Origin of the sequence: Pseudoalteromonas citrea, from assembly GCF_000238375.3 — a bacterium.
Taxonomy (GTDB): Bacteria; Pseudomonadota; Gammaproteobacteria; order Enterobacterales; family Alteromonadaceae; genus Pseudoalteromonas; species Pseudoalteromonas citrea.
The window spans coordinates 24,887-42,537 of sequence record NZ_AHBZ03000022.1 but is presented as its reverse complement, the minus strand read 5'-3'; the positions used below and the strand labels follow the sequence as shown (position 1 = coordinate 42,537).

Annotated in this window: 19 protein-coding genes; 7 read left to right on the top strand and 12 right to left on the bottom strand. The window is 41.7% G+C overall.

All coding sequences use genetic code 11. The annotated features are described in order from the left end of the window. Nucleotides 1-34: 34 nt before the first annotated feature. From msrA to PCIT_RS23350, 4 genes are all read right to left on the bottom strand, one after another. Nucleotides 35-568: a peptide-methionine (S)-S-oxide reductase MsrA gene (gene msrA / locus PCIT_RS14715; protein WP_010364091.1), complete on the bottom strand. Its 534-nt coding sequence runs from the start codon at nucleotides 566-568 to the stop codon at nucleotides 35-37. After that, nucleotides 561-3,662 (bottom strand): efflux RND transporter permease subunit, encoded by a 3,102-nt coding sequence (locus PCIT_RS14710; protein ID WP_010364089.1) that lies wholly within the window; start codon nucleotides 3,660-3,662, stop codon nucleotides 561-563. The genes msrA and PCIT_RS14710 overlap by 8 nt, the downstream gene beginning before the upstream one ends. Before the next feature lie 3 nt (nucleotides 3,663-3,665). Next, on the bottom strand, nucleotides 3,666-4,721 hold the full coding sequence (locus PCIT_RS14705; RefSeq protein ID WP_010364087.1) for an efflux RND transporter periplasmic adaptor subunit: 1,056 nt from the start codon (nucleotides 4,719-4,721) through the stop codon (nucleotides 3,666-3,668). Nucleotides 4,722-4,928: 207 nt separating this feature from the next. Then, nucleotides 4,929-5,084, bottom strand: coding sequence for a hypothetical protein (locus PCIT_RS23350; RefSeq protein WP_420492148.1), 156 nt, complete (start codon nucleotides 5,082-5,084; stop codon nucleotides 4,929-4,931). On the opposite strand from PCIT_RS23350, the gene PCIT_RS14700 reads away from it, so the two are divergent. Genes PCIT_RS14700 through PCIT_RS14680 form a run of 5 tightly spaced genes read left to right on the top strand, consistent with a single transcriptional unit; the run spans nucleotide 5,026 to nucleotide 9,071 of the window. Beyond that, entirely contained in the window at nucleotides 5,026-5,688 is a 663-nt protein-coding gene (locus PCIT_RS14700) for a DUF2982 domain-containing protein (protein WP_420492147.1), read from the top strand. The genes PCIT_RS23350 and PCIT_RS14700 overlap by 59 nt on opposite strands. A 12-nt stretch (nucleotides 5,689-5,700) precedes the next feature. After that, nucleotides 5,701-6,033, top strand: a complete 333-nt coding sequence (locus tag PCIT_RS14695) for a hypothetical protein (protein ID WP_010364082.1) — start codon at nucleotides 5,701-5,703, stop codon at nucleotides 6,031-6,033. A gap of 20 nt (nucleotides 6,034-6,053) precedes the next feature. Next, complete coding sequence (locus PCIT_RS14690; RefSeq protein ID WP_010364080.1) at nucleotides 6,054-7,721, top strand: Lcl C-terminal domain-containing protein; 1,668 nt, start codon at nucleotides 6,054-6,056, stop codon at nucleotides 7,719-7,721. A gap of 9 nt (nucleotides 7,722-7,730) precedes the next feature. Next, complete coding sequence (locus tag PCIT_RS14685) at nucleotides 7,731-8,240, top strand: Lcl C-terminal domain-containing protein (protein WP_010364079.1); 510 nt, start codon at nucleotides 7,731-7,733, stop codon at nucleotides 8,238-8,240. A 57-nt stretch (nucleotides 8,241-8,297) separates the two neighbouring features. Further along, on the top strand, nucleotides 8,298-9,071 hold the full coding sequence (locus tag PCIT_RS14680) for a YggN family protein (RefSeq protein WP_010364076.1): 774 nt from the start codon (nucleotides 8,298-8,300) through the stop codon (nucleotides 9,069-9,071). Between the two features lies 1 nt (nucleotide 9,072). Here the strand turns inward: PCIT_RS14680 and PCIT_RS14675 are convergent, their stop codons facing one another. The 7 genes from PCIT_RS14675 to zapB all read right to left on the bottom strand — a co-directional run bounded on the left by PCIT_RS14675 (nucleotide 9,073) and on the right by zapB (nucleotide 14,252). Continuing rightward, nucleotides 9,073-9,909: an amidohydrolase family protein gene (locus tag PCIT_RS14675; protein ID WP_010364074.1), complete on the bottom strand. Its 837-nt coding sequence runs from the start codon at nucleotides 9,907-9,909 to the stop codon at nucleotides 9,073-9,075. Continuing rightward, nucleotides 9,906-10,634: an SDR family NAD(P)-dependent oxidoreductase gene (locus PCIT_RS14670; protein ID WP_010364071.1), complete on the bottom strand. Its 729-nt coding sequence runs from the start codon at nucleotides 10,632-10,634 to the stop codon at nucleotides 9,906-9,908. The genes PCIT_RS14675 and PCIT_RS14670 overlap by 4 nt, the downstream gene beginning before the upstream one ends. 12 nt (nucleotides 10,635-10,646) lie before the next feature. Continuing rightward, a complete protein-coding gene (locus PCIT_RS14665) occupies nucleotides 10,647-11,135 on the bottom strand; it encodes an FKBP-type peptidyl-prolyl cis-trans isomerase (RefSeq protein WP_010364070.1) in 489 nt (162 codons plus the stop codon). A 55-nt stretch (nucleotides 11,136-11,190) separates the two neighbouring features. Then, entirely contained in the window at nucleotides 11,191-12,669 is a 1,479-nt protein-coding gene (locus tag PCIT_RS14660) for a transglycosylase SLT domain-containing protein (protein WP_010364068.1), read from the bottom strand. After that, nucleotides 12,662-13,672 carry a hypothetical protein gene (locus PCIT_RS14655; protein ID WP_157592817.1) on the bottom strand — a complete coding sequence of 337 codons (1,011 nt, stop codon included), beginning with the start codon at nucleotides 13,670-13,672 and terminating at the stop codon, nucleotides 12,662-12,664. Before PCIT_RS14655 ends, PCIT_RS14660 begins: the two co-directional genes overlap by 8 nt. 62 nt (nucleotides 13,673-13,734) lie before the next feature. Continuing rightward, nucleotides 13,735-14,022, bottom strand: coding sequence for a cell division protein ZapA (gene zapA / locus PCIT_RS14650; protein ID WP_010364065.1), 288 nt, complete (start codon nucleotides 14,020-14,022; stop codon nucleotides 13,735-13,737). Further along, a complete protein-coding gene (gene zapB / locus PCIT_RS14645) occupies nucleotides 14,022-14,252 on the bottom strand; it encodes a cell division protein ZapB (protein ID WP_010364064.1) in 231 nt (76 codons plus the stop codon). Before zapB ends, zapA begins: the two co-directional genes overlap by 1 nt. Nucleotides 14,253-14,431: 179 nt before the next feature. Here zapB and PCIT_RS14640 point away from each other — a divergent pair, with 179 nt between their 5' ends. After that, nucleotides 14,432-15,268, top strand: a complete 837-nt coding sequence (locus PCIT_RS14640; RefSeq protein ID WP_010364063.1) for a 23S rRNA (adenine(2030)-N(6))-methyltransferase RlmJ — start codon at nucleotides 14,432-14,434, stop codon at nucleotides 15,266-15,268. A gap of 49 nt (nucleotides 15,269-15,317) precedes the next feature. Here the strand turns inward: PCIT_RS14640 and PCIT_RS14635 are convergent, their stop codons facing one another. Further along, nucleotides 15,318-15,884, bottom strand: coding sequence for a PhnA domain-containing protein (locus tag PCIT_RS14635; RefSeq protein WP_010364062.1), 567 nt, complete (start codon nucleotides 15,882-15,884; stop codon nucleotides 15,318-15,320). Nucleotides 15,885-16,357: 473 nt separating this feature from the next. Here PCIT_RS14635 and PCIT_RS14630 point away from each other — a divergent pair, with 473 nt between their 5' ends. Beyond that, on the top strand, nucleotides 16,358-17,629 hold the full coding sequence (locus PCIT_RS14630) for an EAL and HDOD domain-containing protein (RefSeq protein WP_010364060.1): 1,272 nt from the start codon (nucleotides 16,358-16,360) through the stop codon (nucleotides 17,627-17,629). Nucleotides 17,630-17,651 lie beyond the last annotated feature (22 nt).

Sequence of the window (17,651 nt, the reverse complement as noted above, 5' to 3'; positions counted from 1 at the left end):
ATGTGTGCGTAGCGCTCGAGCACACTTTAATAAATTAGCCGATAATCCAGCTTCTAAATACTTGCTCAAACTTGGCTATTTTGGGTGCAATTAAGATACTGCAATACCCTTGTTGAGGGTTTTCATTGAAGTAGTCTTGATGGTAGTCCTCAGCGGGATAAAACGTTGTTGAGGGGCTCACCTCTGTCACAATCGGTGCGTTATGATGTGTTTGCTGTGCAGAGATCATTGCGTGTGCTTTTAGCTGCTGCGCTTCGTCATGAAAGTAGATGACGCTACGGTACTGCGTACCCACATCATTCCCTTGACGATTTAACTGCGTTGGATCATGCAGCGTAAAAAACATCTCTAGTAATGTTTCGTACTCAATGACTGTTGGATCAAAAGATATTTTGACCACTTCAGCATGACCGCTATCCCCTTGACATATTGCTTGATAAGTTGGCGCATCTAAATGACCACCCGTATAGCCTGAGCTTACTAAGGTTACTCCTTTGACACGGCGAAATGCCGCGTCAATACACCAAAAACAGCCTCCACCGAACGTCGCAATGTGTATATTAGTCATGTTGTATCTCTTTAGTTGTTGAGGCCTGCTGTTCTAGCTTTTGCGCTAAGAACTCAGGCGACTGGGTGTTTTTACAGAATAGATTGTAAGCACACGGGATCACAAATAGCGTTAATAATGTGGCGATACTGACACCTGCAAATACAACCACACCGATCACCATTCGGCTCTCAGAGCCGGGACCGACAGCCATTACTAGCGGGATTGAACTCATTACAGTGGTAAGTGAGGTCATTATAATCGGTCTTAAGCGTTGTACAGATGCATCCACAATTGCTTGTTCGAAGGCAACGCCTTTATCACGTAATTGATTGGCAAATTCAACAATGAGGATGCCATTTTTAGCACTTAAGCCAATTAGCATGACAATCCCGATTTGGCTATAAATATTGAGTGAGCTATCGGTTAGGTACAAGCCGTACATAGCACCCACTAGGCCGAGTGGCACTGTGAGCATGATCACAAGCGGGTGCACAAAGCTTTCAAACTGGGCGGCAAGTACTAAGAACGTGACTGTTAAGGCGAGAATAAACACATAGGTCATTGCTGAAGCGCCTTCATAGAACAGCTGTGACTCGCCCTTATAATCAACGGCTCCATCGATGTCATTTTCTTCTGCTGCGATGGTGTTTAAAAATGCGAGTGCCTCAGCTAGCGTATAGCCATTGGCGAGGTTTGCTGTGATAGTGATAGCACGCATTCTGTTATATCTATTAAGCCTAGACGCGGTCGCCTCTTCTTTAATATTAATAAGACTGTCTAGCGGGATCAGTTGTTCTGTGCGTGATTTAACAAAAATGTTGGCGATATCATTGGGTCCACTAAAATCAGCTTTAGTGCCTTTTAAGATGACGTCATATTCTTCACCACGGTCGATAAAGGTGGTAATGCGGCGTTGTCCTAGCATTGTTTCTAACGTATTCCCTATATCACTTATAGATACACCTAAATCTGCGGCTTTGGTTTTATCTATGTGAATAAGAAACTGTGGAAAGGTTTCTTTGTAATCATGATCAAGGCGCACTAGACCTTTATTTTCTTGCGCGCGTTTTATGATCCGGTCTCTCCATTGGGATAGTTCGGCGTAATCATTGCCCTGAAGTACAAACTCAATAGGACGGGACTGACCACCGCCACCGATACCACGGCGCATTATGGCAAAGGCCCTAATATCCGTGACTTCACGCATTTTTGTACTGATCTCACCCATCACTTCCCAAGTTGAGCGCTTTCGTTCATCCCAGTCAGGCATACCAATGATGGCGACGCCACCTTGACCACCCCAGCCCGGCACACGCACTAATACTCTACTAAGCTCGCCAGCATCAACATAAGGTAACAAGCGCTGCTCAATTTGTGACATGTTTTGTTCGTTATTTTCATAGCTAGCCCCTTCAGGGCCATTCATCATAACAAAGAATGTACCTCGGTCTTCTTTAGGGGTCAGTTCCGAGGGGATCTGTTTATATAGGCTAAAGCTAGTGAAACCTGCCAGTATCAAGACCACAATAAGACTATAGCGACGTTTTAAGTTAGCTAATAAGGTATTGCGATAACCTTGTTCCAAACGCGCAAATTGGCGGTCCATCCATTGACTGAATTTATTATTTGAAGTGCTTGGCTTGAGGACTTTTGAGCATAAAGCGGGCGCAAGCGTTAACGCAGTAATACTAGAAAATAGCACCGCAGCACTGACAGCCATGGCGAACTCTGTAAACAATGCGCCAATTCGACCATCCATAAATACCAATGGCACAAAGACTGAGATGAGTACCAATGTAGTCGCGATAATGGCGAATCCTACCTCTTTTGCGCCACGATAAGCGGCAAGAAGTGGGGGCTCTCCCAGTTCTATGCGTCGATGAATATTCTCTAACATGACGATGGCATCATCAACGACTAATCCTATTGCCAGTACAAGCGCGAGCAGGGTGAGCAAGTTAATGGAATAACCCATCGCCAATAAAAACATAAAGGTGGCAATTAATGCTACAGGCACTGTAATTGCAGGGATTAAAGTGGCGCGAATAGTGCCTAAAAATAAAAATATGACGGCTACAACCAGTGCCATTGCAATTGCCAGTGTACGGTATACTTCCGTAATTGACTCTCTAATAAAAATAGACGAATCGTAGCTGTCTTGTATTGTGGTGCCTTCAGGCAGGTTGCGTTTTATTTTTTCTAATTCTTGGCGTGCGTTATCAACCACATCTAAGGTGTTGGCTTTCGCTTGTTTGACAATACCAAGACCAATCATATTTTTACCATTGCCACGAAAGGTACTTTCATCATCTGCGGCTTCTAAAATGACCTCTGCGACTTCTCCAAGCTTAATTAAGTAGCCCTGTTCACCGCGTTTAATAACGAGGTTTTTAAAATCATTTTGGGTTTTATAGCTACGTGCAATACGCACTGCAAAATCTCTATCAAGTGATTCAATTTCACCAGCAGGTAGTTCTACGTTTTCTCGACGCAATACTTGTTCTATATCGCTAGTGGTAACGCCTCTGGCTGCCATTGCTTGTCGGTTTAGCCATACTTTCATAGCATACTGTCGCTCGCCACCGATCCTAACATTGGAAACGCCGTCTACTACAGCCAGTCTATCGACAATAAAACGCTGAGCGTAGTCAGATAGCTGCAACGTATTCATACTGTCGCTGTTTAGTACAAACCATGCGATTGGACTTTCATCTGAATTTGACTTAGATACCTCTGGTGGTCTTACTTGTTCGGGTAACCTATCTAATGCACGTGATACTCGCTCTCTAACGTCATTTGCCGCCGCATCTATATCCCTATCAATATTAAATTCGATGGTAATATTGGAGCGACCATTTCGACTCGAAGAGTTAATACTTTTAATCCCTTCAATCCCCGAGATTCGATTTTCAAGCACCTGTGTTATTTTTGCTTCAACGACCTCACTTGATGCCCCTGTATAGTCAGTGCTGACACTGACAATGGGAGTTTCGATGTCGGGATACTCGCGCAATGGCAGCATACTGAATGCCACGATACCGAAGGTCAGCAGTAGCAAATTAATAACAATGGCGAAAACGGGTCTTTTAACCGCTGTGTCAGTTATTTTCACCGTCTACCCCTTCTCAGTGACTGCAGAACCAGAGCGTATTTTTGTTGTACCCTCTGTGACAATTTTTTGGCCTGTCGCTAGGCCATTTTTAATGGCGACCCAGCCATTAAATCGAGTATGTAATTCAACCTCTGTCAGCTGTGCTTTTTGTTGCTCATTAATAACAAAGACATAGTGTTGCCCTTTTCTAGGTATAATACTTTTTTCTGGCACCATGATGGCTGTGAGGGAGCGAAGTTCCACAGTAACATGCAGTAACATGCCTGGTTTCAGCTGTGCATTGTTGTTGTCAAAATCAGCGGTCACTTGCACTGTTCTGGTTGTTTCATCAATACGGGGGTCAATGTGAGAGACCATTCCCTGAAATGGTGTTTGTCCGTACGCATCACTCAAGGCTGCTACTGTCATGCCTTTTTTTAGCTGACCTAAATACTTTTCGGGTACTTGAAAGTCGACTTTTATCACGCTGATGTCATCTAAAGTGGTGATCCGAGTATTGTTATCAACAAAGCTACCTACCGAGATAAGTCGTTTTCCGAGTACGCCTTTAAATGGAGCTGTGACAGTCATTTGTGCCAGCTCGACTTTAGCAGTTTGCAGTTGTGTGAATAAGGCGTCAGCCACTGAGCGCTGCTCTTCTAAGGCTGACTGTGCCGCCGATTGTGTCTTAGCCAATTCAGTGAGGCGTGCCAGTTGTCGTTGTTGTTCTTTTAATCGGATAGTTAATTCTTTAACTGCCAGCTTTTCTTCTATATCTTGCAGTTGTATTAATTTATCATTTTGTAAAACCACATCGCCGTCGGTAAAATAGACATCGCTAACATAGTCATTTTGCGAACTCACGATGTCGATAGCTTGGTTTGCTCTGGCGTTGCCTATTGCGGTAATGGTAATGATCCGAGATTGTTCTTGTGCTGCGACTGTTGTAACGGCTGTTGCGCCGCGCTTAGCATTCGTTGCTTTGCCTTGTGATGAGGGGAAATACAAATAGCCTGATATACAAATCAAGACTAAAATAATAAATGGAAAGAGGGCTTTACCCGATTGTTTTGCATACATGTTATTTTACCACTGCGATTGATAACCCTAGTGTACAAAATATGTTGTGAGAAAAGGTGGTTAGATGTCTCGTTAATTTGTGCGTTGACCGAAAAAACGCCTAAATATATTATTTTTGTACCTAAATGTTTGAATTATATAATATGACTAAGCATCAAAAGTGTCACACGTGTAGGAGAATACGGCAATTGCTGGTATGGGCGATCATTATGTTTGTATTTTATTTTGGTTTTTATACGTAAAGGTGGCGTAACAAATGCAGGCAAAATTGAGGGCACAGGCAAATCGGCATAGCATCGAGTTTATGATAGTCGGCGGCATTTCGCTGGCTGTTATTATGATTTTTGTGTCTTTGCGTAGCAGCGCAATTAGCGTCCTTGAAATCGCCCTAGCAAGTAGTGCTATAGTAGCGATACTAATAGGTTTTTTGAAAAGTCAGCAGCCATATTATAGTATATTACTTGACGCACAGCAGGTCATATATGTACATAAGTTTGGCCAATGGCAAATAGGTATACACAATTTGCATTCTAGTGGCATCCCAAAGGCTGGGGAAACGTTGGAATTACTGGAATTAAACGCAGTAGGCATTAAACTTATTAATATCGATGAGTTCTTGCAGGCACTGAGCCCAAGATTAGCGGGGAAATTATTGATTGAACAGCGGCATATATTTTTACAAGCTGTTAAAATGCATTGCAAAAATGGCAACTGCCCATCAGAATGGTTAATTGAACCAGACGAATTTAAATCTGATTCAGGGCAATTATATACAGGCTTAATTGCGATGTTTGCCAACAGAATGCACAACCTGAAAACGCTAACCGGTTACGATTTGTTATTACCAGCAAATGTGTTAGACCGAGATATTTGGCGTTTTTCAACTTTAATAAACCGCTGGAAAATAAGTCCAGAACAGGTGGTTAAAAACTTGCGAGAAGAGCAAGTCACCAATGAACAGATGTAACAGGAATAGTCCATGAGCGATGATAGAGCCTATATTAAAAGCGGTCGTAATACGATCATTCACAAAGAGAAAAAGCTCGATTTGGTTATTGTTAACGGGGAAACTCACCCGAAGATCCAAGTCACAGTGAATGGACTTATACCATTTAAAGATGAGCTTCCTCGTAATCGTAGAGAAGCAAAAGAGCGTTATTTAGAGATTGTGAATATTGGCAGTGCTGATATTTTTGGCGAAGTTAAACGGTTATTGTTTATTCAGTCGCTGGATGGCAGAGAATATAAAGTAGATTACAGTAAAATTGGCACAAAATTATTTGTGAGAATTCATCAAGATAGCTATATGTAATGTAGGCTAGGAGCCGAAGTATGTTGAACCGTTTAGCCTGTATTATCGTTTTGAGTTGTTTTTTATTGGGCTGTGGAGGCGGTTCATCTTCATCTGAACCGACAGAAGTTAACGCCAGTATTAATGTCAGCAATAGTGTTACCGTGGTAGAGAAAGCCAGTGTAACCATAACGGCATCTGCCTCACCAGCCGATGGGACATTTAATTGGCAAGTGATCAGTGGCCCTACACTGGAAGGTTTTCCGCAGCAAACCAACGAAGTCACTATTACTGCACCAGATGTAAAAACGGACAGTGTGATCACCTTACAGGTTGATTACCGAGCACCTAATGATAAAACGGCATCAGATACCGTGATCATCAATGTAACGTCTGAGAATCAATTACCTGTTGCCGTTGTCACGCAAACAGAACCAGCCACATTACCTGCCAAATATCCAGACACGGTTAAACTCAGCGCAAAAGATTCAACTGATCCAGACAGTAATGGTGCTATTGTGTCATATCAATGGCAGCAGCTGTCAGGCCCGACATTAACGCTCAGTGATCTAACGCAAAGTGAAATAAGCTTTACTCATCCACTCCTATTACAAAGTCAAACGGCTCGGTTTAGTTTGACGCTAGTGGACGATGAAGGCGGTGAAGCCGGTACTGAATTTTCAATGACGTTAGAGTCTACCGATACGCCTGTTATTGCTGAAGCGGGAGATGCACAAAGCGTTGTTGAGTTTGATACTGTTACGCTCGATGCATCCAAAAGTGTCAGCGTATCTGGTAACTATACTTGTGTATGGAGCCAAGAAGGCAGTGGTAGCGTAACTCTTTCGATATCTGACCCCACATCCTGTAAAACCACGTTTTTAGCCCCGGATGTCGACAGCAGCATTGAAGCCAAATTTAAAGTGACAGTGAAAGACCCGTTAAATCTGGTGAATGATGATGAGGTGACAATTACCATCAACCCTAAAGCACTCGGTTTGTTAAACGATTCTGGGATGGAAAGCTGTTTTAGTAATACGGCTCTGATCTCTTGTAACGATGATACGTTTGTTGCTCAGGATGGTGATATGGGGCGTGATAGTGTCGCGAGCTACCTAGATAAAACAGGGACTGGCCGTGTTGCTTTTGATTTTACCAAGTTAAATGAATTTGCTGATGAACTACCAGACACTGAAACCACATTTAGTTGTGTACGAGACAATGTTTCTGGGCTGATTTGGGAAGTGAAAGAGGCGAATACGGGCACGCTGCCTAATACGTCCGTACGTGAAGGTAAAAACCATTATACATGGTATCTCACCACCGATGGCACTGCACAGGATGGCTCAATTACGGGATCTGCTAATACAACCTGTCCTAGCAATCTACATTGCGGTATTCAGTCACTTATTGATGACGTAAATGCGAGTAACTTCTGTGGAGGAAGTAATTGGCGTTTACCAACGTATATGGAGCTGCTTAGCATCATTGATTTTGGTCGAAGTGATGGTTCAGCACTGCTCGACCCAGTCTTTTTCCCTAACACCCCCAGTGAATCATTTACAAACCATGTTTATTATTGGACCACTCAAACAAGCGTTGATGGTCGAAGTTTAACTCAGGCGTTTATTTTAGATATGCTAACCGGTAATGATTTAGCGTACCCCAAAAATAATACTGCGTATGTTCGCTTAGTTAGAACACCCTAGGAGCATTAAGTGAAAGCATTAGTGATAGTGTTAAGTTTGGTTTCAACTTCTTTATGGGCTGCACAGACTTGTGTTTCTAGTGTGGTGAGTACAACGCCTACAGCACGTTTTTCGGCGAACGCAGATGACACGGTAACGGATACTGCGACCGGCTTAATGTGGCAGCGCTGTAGTTACGGCCAAACCTTTAGCTCTGCAACCCAAAGCTGCACGGGAACTGCACAACAGCTTAATTGGCAGCAGGCGCTAACAGCTGCAAAAAACGATGAATTCGCTGATTTTAAAGATTGGCATGTGCCGAGTGTAAAAGAGTTGGCAAGTATTATAGAACACCAATGTGTCGAGCCAGCTGCAAACACGAGTGTATTTACAGATGCGCTAGATGAAAACTATTGGAGTAGTACAACCGCGATTAAACAAATCGATCATGCGTGGGCATACCAATTCGCGGATGGAAAAAACAATATTAAGGCAAAGACCTCAGACGTTTTTTTACGGTTGGTAAGGTATAGCAAATAACTTTGGCAATGTATAAAAATTTGCTACTCTTGGCTGATGTACTTTGAGGGGTAGGTTATGTCATTTGTTGCGCGTTGTGGTGTGTCGTTGTTGCTTGTTACCTTGCCTTGGGTAAGTGTGGCCCAAAGCAAATGTGATGTTGAATTAGGACATGGTTTAATTATTACTGATTCGGTGATCCGAATCGTTGATAATGGCCAAACTCGCGTACAAATTAACAACGATAATCAGTTGCTTATTCAAGGTTACTGGATCACCCTATCTGAACAAGAGACACAAGTTTTACATGATTACTCAAAAGGCATAAGAGACACCGTGCCTGAACTGGTGAGCTTGGCGACAGACGGTGTGAATCTAGGCTTGAGTGCCATAGAGCAAGTTGTTGAAGGGATGTCGGACAAAAAACCTGAAGTTTTACAGACTCAATTACAGTATGTTGAACGCGCTCTGATGGATAAGTTTAAACGGGGTGATGACTTCTTTTTTATTGCACCGCAATCGTTATCAAAAATTGATGATTTTTTTACTAAAGAGATCAGTCAAAAAATTCACTCCGCTGTTCATGGCTCTTTAGGGGCTATTTTAATGTCTTTGGGTGATGCCTTTAAATCTAGAGAAGGAAATATTGAAGACCGTATTACTGACATGGGGCAGCGTATGGACATCATTACTAAAGAAATTGACAAATCATTACAGAAAAAAGCGCAACAATTAGAAAGTAAGGCTGATGAATATTGCGAGTGTTTAAATACGCTAGATGAGACCGAGGCACGTCTTCAGGCTATAGTGCCCCGCTTAGCAGCATATGACCTAGTACAAATTCGCTCTTAGTTTATTTTAGTCGATATAATCGCTTTGCATTGTGGTAGCTGAGCTTTTGCCATAACGCGTTATCCTCTACGAGTGCATGATAGCTTAGCCATAAAGCTTCATACTGTTGACGTATCAAACAAACAGGATAGTTTGATGCAAACATAACTCTTTCTTCACCAAAATATGATAATAATAAAGTTAAGCACTCTTTTGGTTCTAGGGGGCTTGCTACATGTTCGCGTCCGGAAAACTTAATAGCAATGTTATGGCACTGTGACAGGGCGCTTAATCCGCTATGATAAGGCGTATCCGTATCGAGTAAACCTGCATGGTTCAGAATTATCTGCAAACTCGGTAATTGGAGGCAGTATTGTGCAACTTGATACGCAATATTGTGCAGATGTAGTTCAAATTGCGCTTCAAAATGTAGTTGATATTGGCTCAGTGTTGCGAGGTTCTTCTGAACATGTTTATGGAGTAATCGTTCTGCATCGTTACCCTCTGTAATATCACGGATCCCACGTAAACATCTACTTTGCGCTAATGCTTTAAGCTGCTGAGAAAATAAGCATGGCTTGAGTGTAATGTCGAGATAGGCGATAGCACCATATTGCAGTGGAGGTACAGTTTGCTCAAGCCATTCAAGCTCTTGATAAGGTTGGTCGTTATTGAATCCAGCTTCAATATGAACAATTGCTTTGACTAAAAAAGTTGGATTATTAAGCTGTGCTTTATGGTGGTTTGCTTTTATCAAGGATAGGTTTGGCCAAGGGGGCGGATTAGTGCCGGTTAGCCAATGGTATTGACCCTTTTCTAGGTCGAAAAAGTGAATGTGCGGGTCAATTATTGGGATCATTGTGCAGTATACCCACCATCAATTGACTGTAAGCTACCCGTTATAAAGCTTGCATCTTCACTGGCTAAAAAAGCCACTAATGCTGCAACTTCTTCGGCTTTACCTAATCGGCCTAGTGGTTGTAAAGCTGCTTCTTCAGCCACTATATCCGCTTTATTTGCTCCACTCTTTTCACAGTATTGGTCGATTGCTGTATGAAAGAGGGGCGTCTCGATTGTGCCTGGGCATACGGCATTTGCTCGGATGTTATCTGCTGCGTAGTCGAGCGCGGTAGTTTTAGCCATGGATGCAAGTGCTGACTTTGTTAAGTTATAAGCAAATGAATTTGGCTTTGCTATCAATGCTTGATCAGATGAAATAAAGATGATTGCCCCGTGTTGTTGTGCTTTCATACACGGTAACACCGCTTTAGTGGCGGCATACGCGCCTTTCACATTAAGTGCGAAGAGCTGATCTAATGTTTCTTCATCCGTTGCCTCAATCGTCGCGCTGAGGTGCTTGCCTGCATTTGATACCAGTACGTCAACACGCCCTGTACGCTGGGTAATAGCTTCAATAGCGTGTGTAACATCAGCCACGTTACTTACATCACATTCTACAAAATGGCCTGTTTCACTGTGTTTTATATCTAAATTAAATACTTGATAACCTTGTGATAGCAGCTTTTCGACAATGGCTAGGCCAATGCCAAAGCTGCCACCTGTTACAATGGCAACTTTTGTCATAATATCTCTCTCTTACTGACCACAGCCACCGGCACCATGGACATGCCCATGGCTAAGTTCTTCTGCGGTTGCTTCGCGCACAGAAACCACTTCTACGTCAAAAGTCAGTGTTTTACCGGCAAATGGGTGGTTAAGGTCGCAATCTACATTAAAACGGCCAACTTTTACCACGGTCACTTGATGTCGACCTTGATTCGACTCAACAATGGCAGACATCCCTTTTTTCCATACTTTGTTATCGCCTAAGCCTTGTAAATGCTTAATAGGGATACGTTGTATGAGGCCTTCTTTAAATTCACCGTATGAGTCTTCAGGGGCAAGCGTTACACTGAATTTGTCACCAGCGGCTTTGTTGTCTAATGCTTTTTCTAGGCCAGGCAACATACTATCATTGCCATGGATATAGCTTAGAGGCTCGTCTGTTTTACTGGTTTCAATGTGTTGCTCGCCTTCACTCAAGGTGTAGTGAAACTCAACAGCGGTGTCTTTAATGATTTGCATAACAGTCTCTTTAATTTAATTACGTGGGTATTTTACGTTAGCAAGTAAGAGTAAGCTAGGGCTTCGGGCCGTTTTCTGGCTTTACCAACAGCTCTAACTCTGACAAGTACTGTTTGGTTTTTTGTGGCTTTGTAGCCTGTTGTGGTTTGGGCAAGTGTAAAACCAGTGTTTTACCTGGGTTGAGTATGCTGTGTGTTTTCAAGCTATTCCAAGTGAGCAAATCTTTAAGTGCCACATCATACAATTGACTGATATCCCATAATGAATCCCCCGTTTTGACAATATGATAGTGTTCAATCGTGGCGGGCTTAGGCCGCTTTTTTTCTACCAAGTATGGGCTTATTTCATAGTTAACTAACAGGCTATCTGTTTTTTGTGCTTTGTTTAAAATTAATGTTTCATTGATGCTTAGTAATGATGATGATTTATTATTGAGGATTTTGATAGTCTTTATTGTGGTGTTAAAACGTTTCGCAATACCGTATAAAGTATCGCCTTTTTTTACAGTATAGGTTTGACTAAAGTGACGTTTGAAAAAGCGACTTTGTAGCAGCTGTTTTTCTGTCATTGGCAACAACACCTTGTGTGGTCCTTGCGGTGAACTTTGGTGACGTAGGTACCCAGGGTTTAGTTGGTGGATCTGCTTTTTTGGAATATTGACTAAGGCAGATAGCACGCCAAAATCAAATTGTTGCCCAACATCTAGCTGAGTGGTGTATGCGTAATTTACTACAGTTGGTAGCGTAAACTCAGGGTGTTTTTTTTGTAGTAAATAACTTAAAGCTAGTAGCTTTGGTACGTATTCAGAGGTTTCTTTTGGCAGTGTTAAATGCCAAAAATGGGTGCTTATTCCAAGTTTTTTATTTCGCTTTATAGCTTTTTTTACGCGGCCTTCACCACTGTTATAAGCCGCAATCGCATGTAGCCAGTTACCATTAAATCGTTTATGTAAATAGCTTAAATAACTCAGCGCTGCATCTGTTGCTGCCAATACATCTTTTCGTCCGTCATACCAAGGGTCGGACGTTACACCAAAATGATAAGCGGTGGCATCAACTAATTGCCAAGCTCCAACAGCCTGTTGCGCAGAGACAACGGTAGGCCTAAAGTCACTTTCAACAAAAGGTAATAGCGCGAGTTCCATAGGCATATTGCGCTGCGATATGCGCTGTATTATATGAAATAAGTACGGTGCCGCACGTTTATTTACCTGAACCAAGTAAGTCGGTTGCGCTAAATACCAATCAATGCGTTTGTGTAATCTGGGTGTGGGTATAACATCAAAAGTTAAGTTGTTAGCAATAACTTGCCATAAGTTTGTCTCAGGAGGGGAAGGAATAGCAACGCTAGGTACTTCTATACGGGGTTGTATTACTAGCATGGAGGAAGCATTAGACGGTTCTTTTTCATGGTCAACGATTAATGCGTTGAGCACGGCACTCGTGTCATTGTCGTTGGGTTGTGTTAGCTGACACCCGACCAATATATGCGAACTGATAACGAGTAAGCATACTTTGTAAATCAGACTATTCATGTTTAGCAAGCGTGTCTCTATCGTCGTGTATATAGGCTGAAATGACATCCTCACTTATTGATTGCATATGTTTTAACGCTAGATTAAAGAGCAGTTGCAGTTTTTGTTGCTCTGCAACATCTTTTTTATACAGTATGCGTAATGATGCTGGCACCGTGGGGGACGGTTTATTATTCAGCGACATAACGACGTGTAAAAAAGAGATAGGCTTATTCAGCTCTCGGAGTTTGTACGGTTTGCCATGACTGGGTAGCAACCATGTAACATCGTTGCGGCGTTTTAGTTGTAAAAGGGTGTTATACCATTGAGGCAAATGTTGATGCGTTACATAAGGAATTGGGTCTAGGCTCGCTCCGCCAAACAGCCCACCGTTACGCCGATTGAATATTAATAAGTCACCCGCACTGGCACCTACTGCAGGCGTTATATCAAGTATATTTTTACCTAATTGCAATGAAGTAAGCATATTTTGGGGAAAGGGGAGGCTTAGAGATTGCCAATACTTGATCCGCTGCTGGGCGGCGTGTAGCTTTTTTTGCCAATGAGCTTGCTCTTCATTGCTTAAGTTTTTTATTCGCTGAGCACTGACCGAATAGCTGCGTGAATAGTCTTTGATTTTATTTACATAAGCATCTTGATATATTTGAATGTTGTCTTTGACATAGTTAGGCGCTACCCATTTAGCTGCAGGGAAAGCATGTTGTAACAGTGCACTACCGAGTACTTCTTCATGTGAACTACCGGTACTTATGAGGTAGCACACGGGCACAGAGAGACGTTTTTTAATTTGATTGATCGTTTGTTCTAATACCGTGAAGTCACCATGTGAATTAATAATAGCTGCGCAGGTCGTTCCCGTAACTATTGCTTGATTTGCTTGTAACTGAGATGCCGTTTTATTGGGGGCTATAATAAATGTGTGTGTGTCGACTTGATGCCATTGTTGCGCAAAACAATAATTTGGTAAAAAGGTTAAAACTAATAAAATTAAAAAACGCATCATCTGAAAAATCATGAAATATTCATGATGATAATTTAACCGAAAATACGTTTTTTATAAAGGGCTCAATCAACTTCCAAATAAAGAGAAAGTTTTTCTACAAGCGTTTGTTGCGCTTGTTGTTGCGAACTTTGCTGGTGCTCCAATGCCTGTAGATCGTGGCATAAATGTAACGCAGCTAGTAACAAAGCATTTTGTTCATTGCGCACTGTTGAGCGTTGTTTCATTTTATCAACACGTTCATTGAGCAAGTTCGCAGCATCAAGGAGCAAATTTTCTTGCCCCTCGGTGCAGGCAAATTGATGAGTTTTGCCTAGTAAAGTTACTTCTACTTGATTGGTCTTTTCAGGCATTAGCTCGCCTGAGTTGCGCTTTGTAATTTATCAAGTAAGCCAGTTAAAGTACTACTTGTTTCTTTTTGCTTTTCTTCACTTTCAAGCACTTCAAGTTGTAAAGTTTCATTTTCATCAATTAGCTTGTTATTTTGCTCTTTAAGGCCTGAAATTTCATTATTTAGTCGTTCATTTTGAGCAATTAATTGATCAATCAGTTGTTCGAGTTGGGGAAGTGTCTCGTTATTCATAAATGCGCTCTTATCACTGTATTTTGTCATGCAAATGTAAAACAAAGTGACTTAGGATGCTAGTAAATACGTGGCTTTATGCTGATTTTTCTCGCGTATTGCGCGATAATAGACATTAAACCCGATTTTATTCACAAGCGGTTCAGCAAAATTGCTCAATTGCCCAGCAAGGCTACCTTATGCTCAGTTACAGACATTCATTCCATGCAGGAAACCCTGCGGATATTATAAAACACCTCGTGCTTGCCAATGTACTTGAGTACATGACGCGAAAGGATAAGCCACTAGATTATATTGATACCCACTCCGGGGCTGGTTTTTTTGAATTGAGCAGCAGTGATGCGCAAAAAACGCAAGAGTACTTAGATGGTATCGCAAAGCTTTGGCAGTACGATGGTGATAATGATGCGATTAAAGCGTTTGTTGATTTGGTTAAGTCTTTCAATGAGGATACATTGGCGTTTTACCCAGGTTCACCTAAAGTGGCCGAACAGTTTCTGAGAAGGCAAGATAAAGGCTGGTTTTTTGAATTGCACCCGAAAGACGCTGTATTATTAGCTGATAATTTAGCGCACAAAAAATCACTTAGAGTGCGCAGTGAAGATGGTTTCAAAGGGTTATTAGGGTTAGTTCCGCCATCATCAAGACGTGCTTGTGTGTTAATGGATCCGCCATATGAGATCAAAACAGATTATCAGCAAGCAGCAAAAATGATTATTAAAGCGCACAAGAAATTTAACTCGGGTACTTATATGATCTGGTATCCAGTTGTCGATAGAGAGCGTATTGACTTGCTTGAGCAAACTTTGATTGAGTCTGGTGTGAGTAATGTTCAACTATTTGAATTAGCAACCAGTGCTGATACGCCAGAACATGGTATGACGGCATCGGGCATGATTGTTATTAATGCACCATGGACATTGAAATCCACAATGGACACGGTATTACCTGAGTTAGTCAAAATAGTGAGTGATGAAAGTGGTTTTTATCGCAGCGAACAGTTAGTAGAAGAGTAACTAAAACGGTGTTTGATATGCCCCGTTAAGGTACGGGGCGTATATAAGATTATTTTTTGACAAATTTAGTCAAAATAACAATACGTTGTCCATCAACTCGACCTTCGATATGTTCAGGGTTTGAGGTAAGGCCAATATTTCGAACCGCTGTGCCACGTTTTGCAACAAGGCTACTACCCTTTACGTCTAAATCTTTTATAAGTACAACTGTATCACCGGCGCTAAGCCTCACTCCATTGCTATCGACATGAATAATATCATCATCTTCAGCAAGCGCTTGTTCTGCCCATGCACGTGTATCATCTTCTAAATACAGCATATCGAGCGCGTCTTGTGCCCACCCATGATCTGTCGCCAGTTGGGTTAATAATCTAAAGGCAACGACTTGTACCACTGGTGTTTGGCTCCACATGCTGTCATTTAAGCAATGCCAGTGGTTTGCCTGTAGTGTTTCTTCGCCTTCAACTTGGCCCTTACAGGTTGAACATAAATAGATGCATTTATCTGAGTGAGCTTCATTGACCGGCGGTACTTCAAATACACTGAGACCTACCTGACTACTACATAATTCACATTGTCCATTACTGCGCTCAGCTAAAGTGGCGGCGATACTCATGATTTTTCCTAAAAGATATGGCTGAAGGTGCGATTATACTTTATCAATTAAGGATATCGCTAGAGGCGCAAAGCAATTAACCATATTTTTTGTGCGGCTAATAGGACCTAGTTGGTTGATTTGGCCCTTGATGTTTTTCTCATGCTAAGTACTATAATTTGGAACGGTACAAGAAAAGTGTCAAAGTATGCATCGAATGATGCCATACTTCATTGCATGTAGAGGGTTTTTCCGTCGCAATTTTGTTGATAGGTGTCATAACCTAATTTCCCCAACGAACCGATGGTTATTTACAGCGTAAAAGTAACTCATGTGTCATTAAGTGAGCTTAGCGTACTTTACTATATGTAAGCTTATGCAATATTTAATAAGAATGATGAACAAGGTCAGGTTTTAATTGCTCAGCATACAGGCATATCGTATTCTGGTTGGCAAACTCGGCTAAGTTTAATTGAGTAAAATAAAGGGTATGAATGTTGATGAGTGGGACAGCTGCGAATGTAAAAAATTCTTCAGTACAATATATTGCACGCCAAGTCATCCTTGATAAAGCGCAGAATATGTATGCGTATGAGTTATTGTATCGAGATTCAGATCATAATGCTTTTCCTTGTGGTGTGACTGATGGACAGGCAACAGGAAGGATGTTTTTTAACTCTTTGATGTTTGTTGGTATAGAGCGCTTAGCAGCTGGACATCGTGCGTTTATTAACTTATCAGATGAATCCTTGCTACAAGAGCTACCCAAGTTACTAAATCCTGAGAACCTGGTTATTGAAATCGTTGAGCGCTCTCAGAATATTCCAGAGTTATTGCAGACCGTGGTGCGTTTGAAACAGCAAGGTTATCATTTTGCACTTGATGATTATGATGGTGATGCACGTTGGCAGCCTTTGCTTGAGCATATGCACTATATTAAGTTAGAAGTTGAACAGCCAATCATTAAAACAACCATGATGCTGAAAAAGCTAAAACGCACATATCCAGATGTAAAAATTGTTGTTGAGCGTATTGAGACTCAAGAAGAATATCACTTCATTCTTGCTGCAGGGGCTGACTACTTTCAAGGATACTTTTTTGCGCGTCCTGAGATGTTGAATCATGGCAATATTGAACCGTCAAAATTTGCTGTGTTTGATTTACTTAGGTGTACGGCTAAGAAAAACTTATGCTTCAAAGAAGTACAGCAGCGAGTTGCAAAAGATTTGAGTTTGACCGCTCGGGTATTAAAGTTGGCAAATGCGAAAGCGGGTGAAAATAAAGTAGAAATGAAGTCGATAGCGCAAGCGGTCGTATACTTGGGAGAAGATGCGATTCGACAGTTTGTCAGAGTGCTAGCCTTAAGTGAATTAGGCTTAGACAAACCTGCTGAATTAACCAAAATGGGCTTAATGCGAGCTCGATTTATTGAGCTTTTTTTGAATCCTGGCGGAAATGAAATGGCCGAACAGGGCTATTTAATTGGCTTGATGTCTATTTTAGATGCGGTATTAGAAATCGAACTTGCGATGGTTATTTCTGAGTTTTCGCTAGATACTTCTTTAAGTAGTGCTTTACTCGATTATCAAGGTCTGTTGGGGGGGGCACTACGTTTAGCACTAGAAGTAGAGCACAATAATTGGATAGAAGCTGAGGCAATTTTAAATGCCATTCGACCAGCGACTAGCAAAGAGCATTTATTTGACTTAGCAATGAAAAGCCGTGCTTATGCTGATGAGATTTTTGCGGTGGTTCATACCGGATAAACTTGCGCCATTGATACTTCGC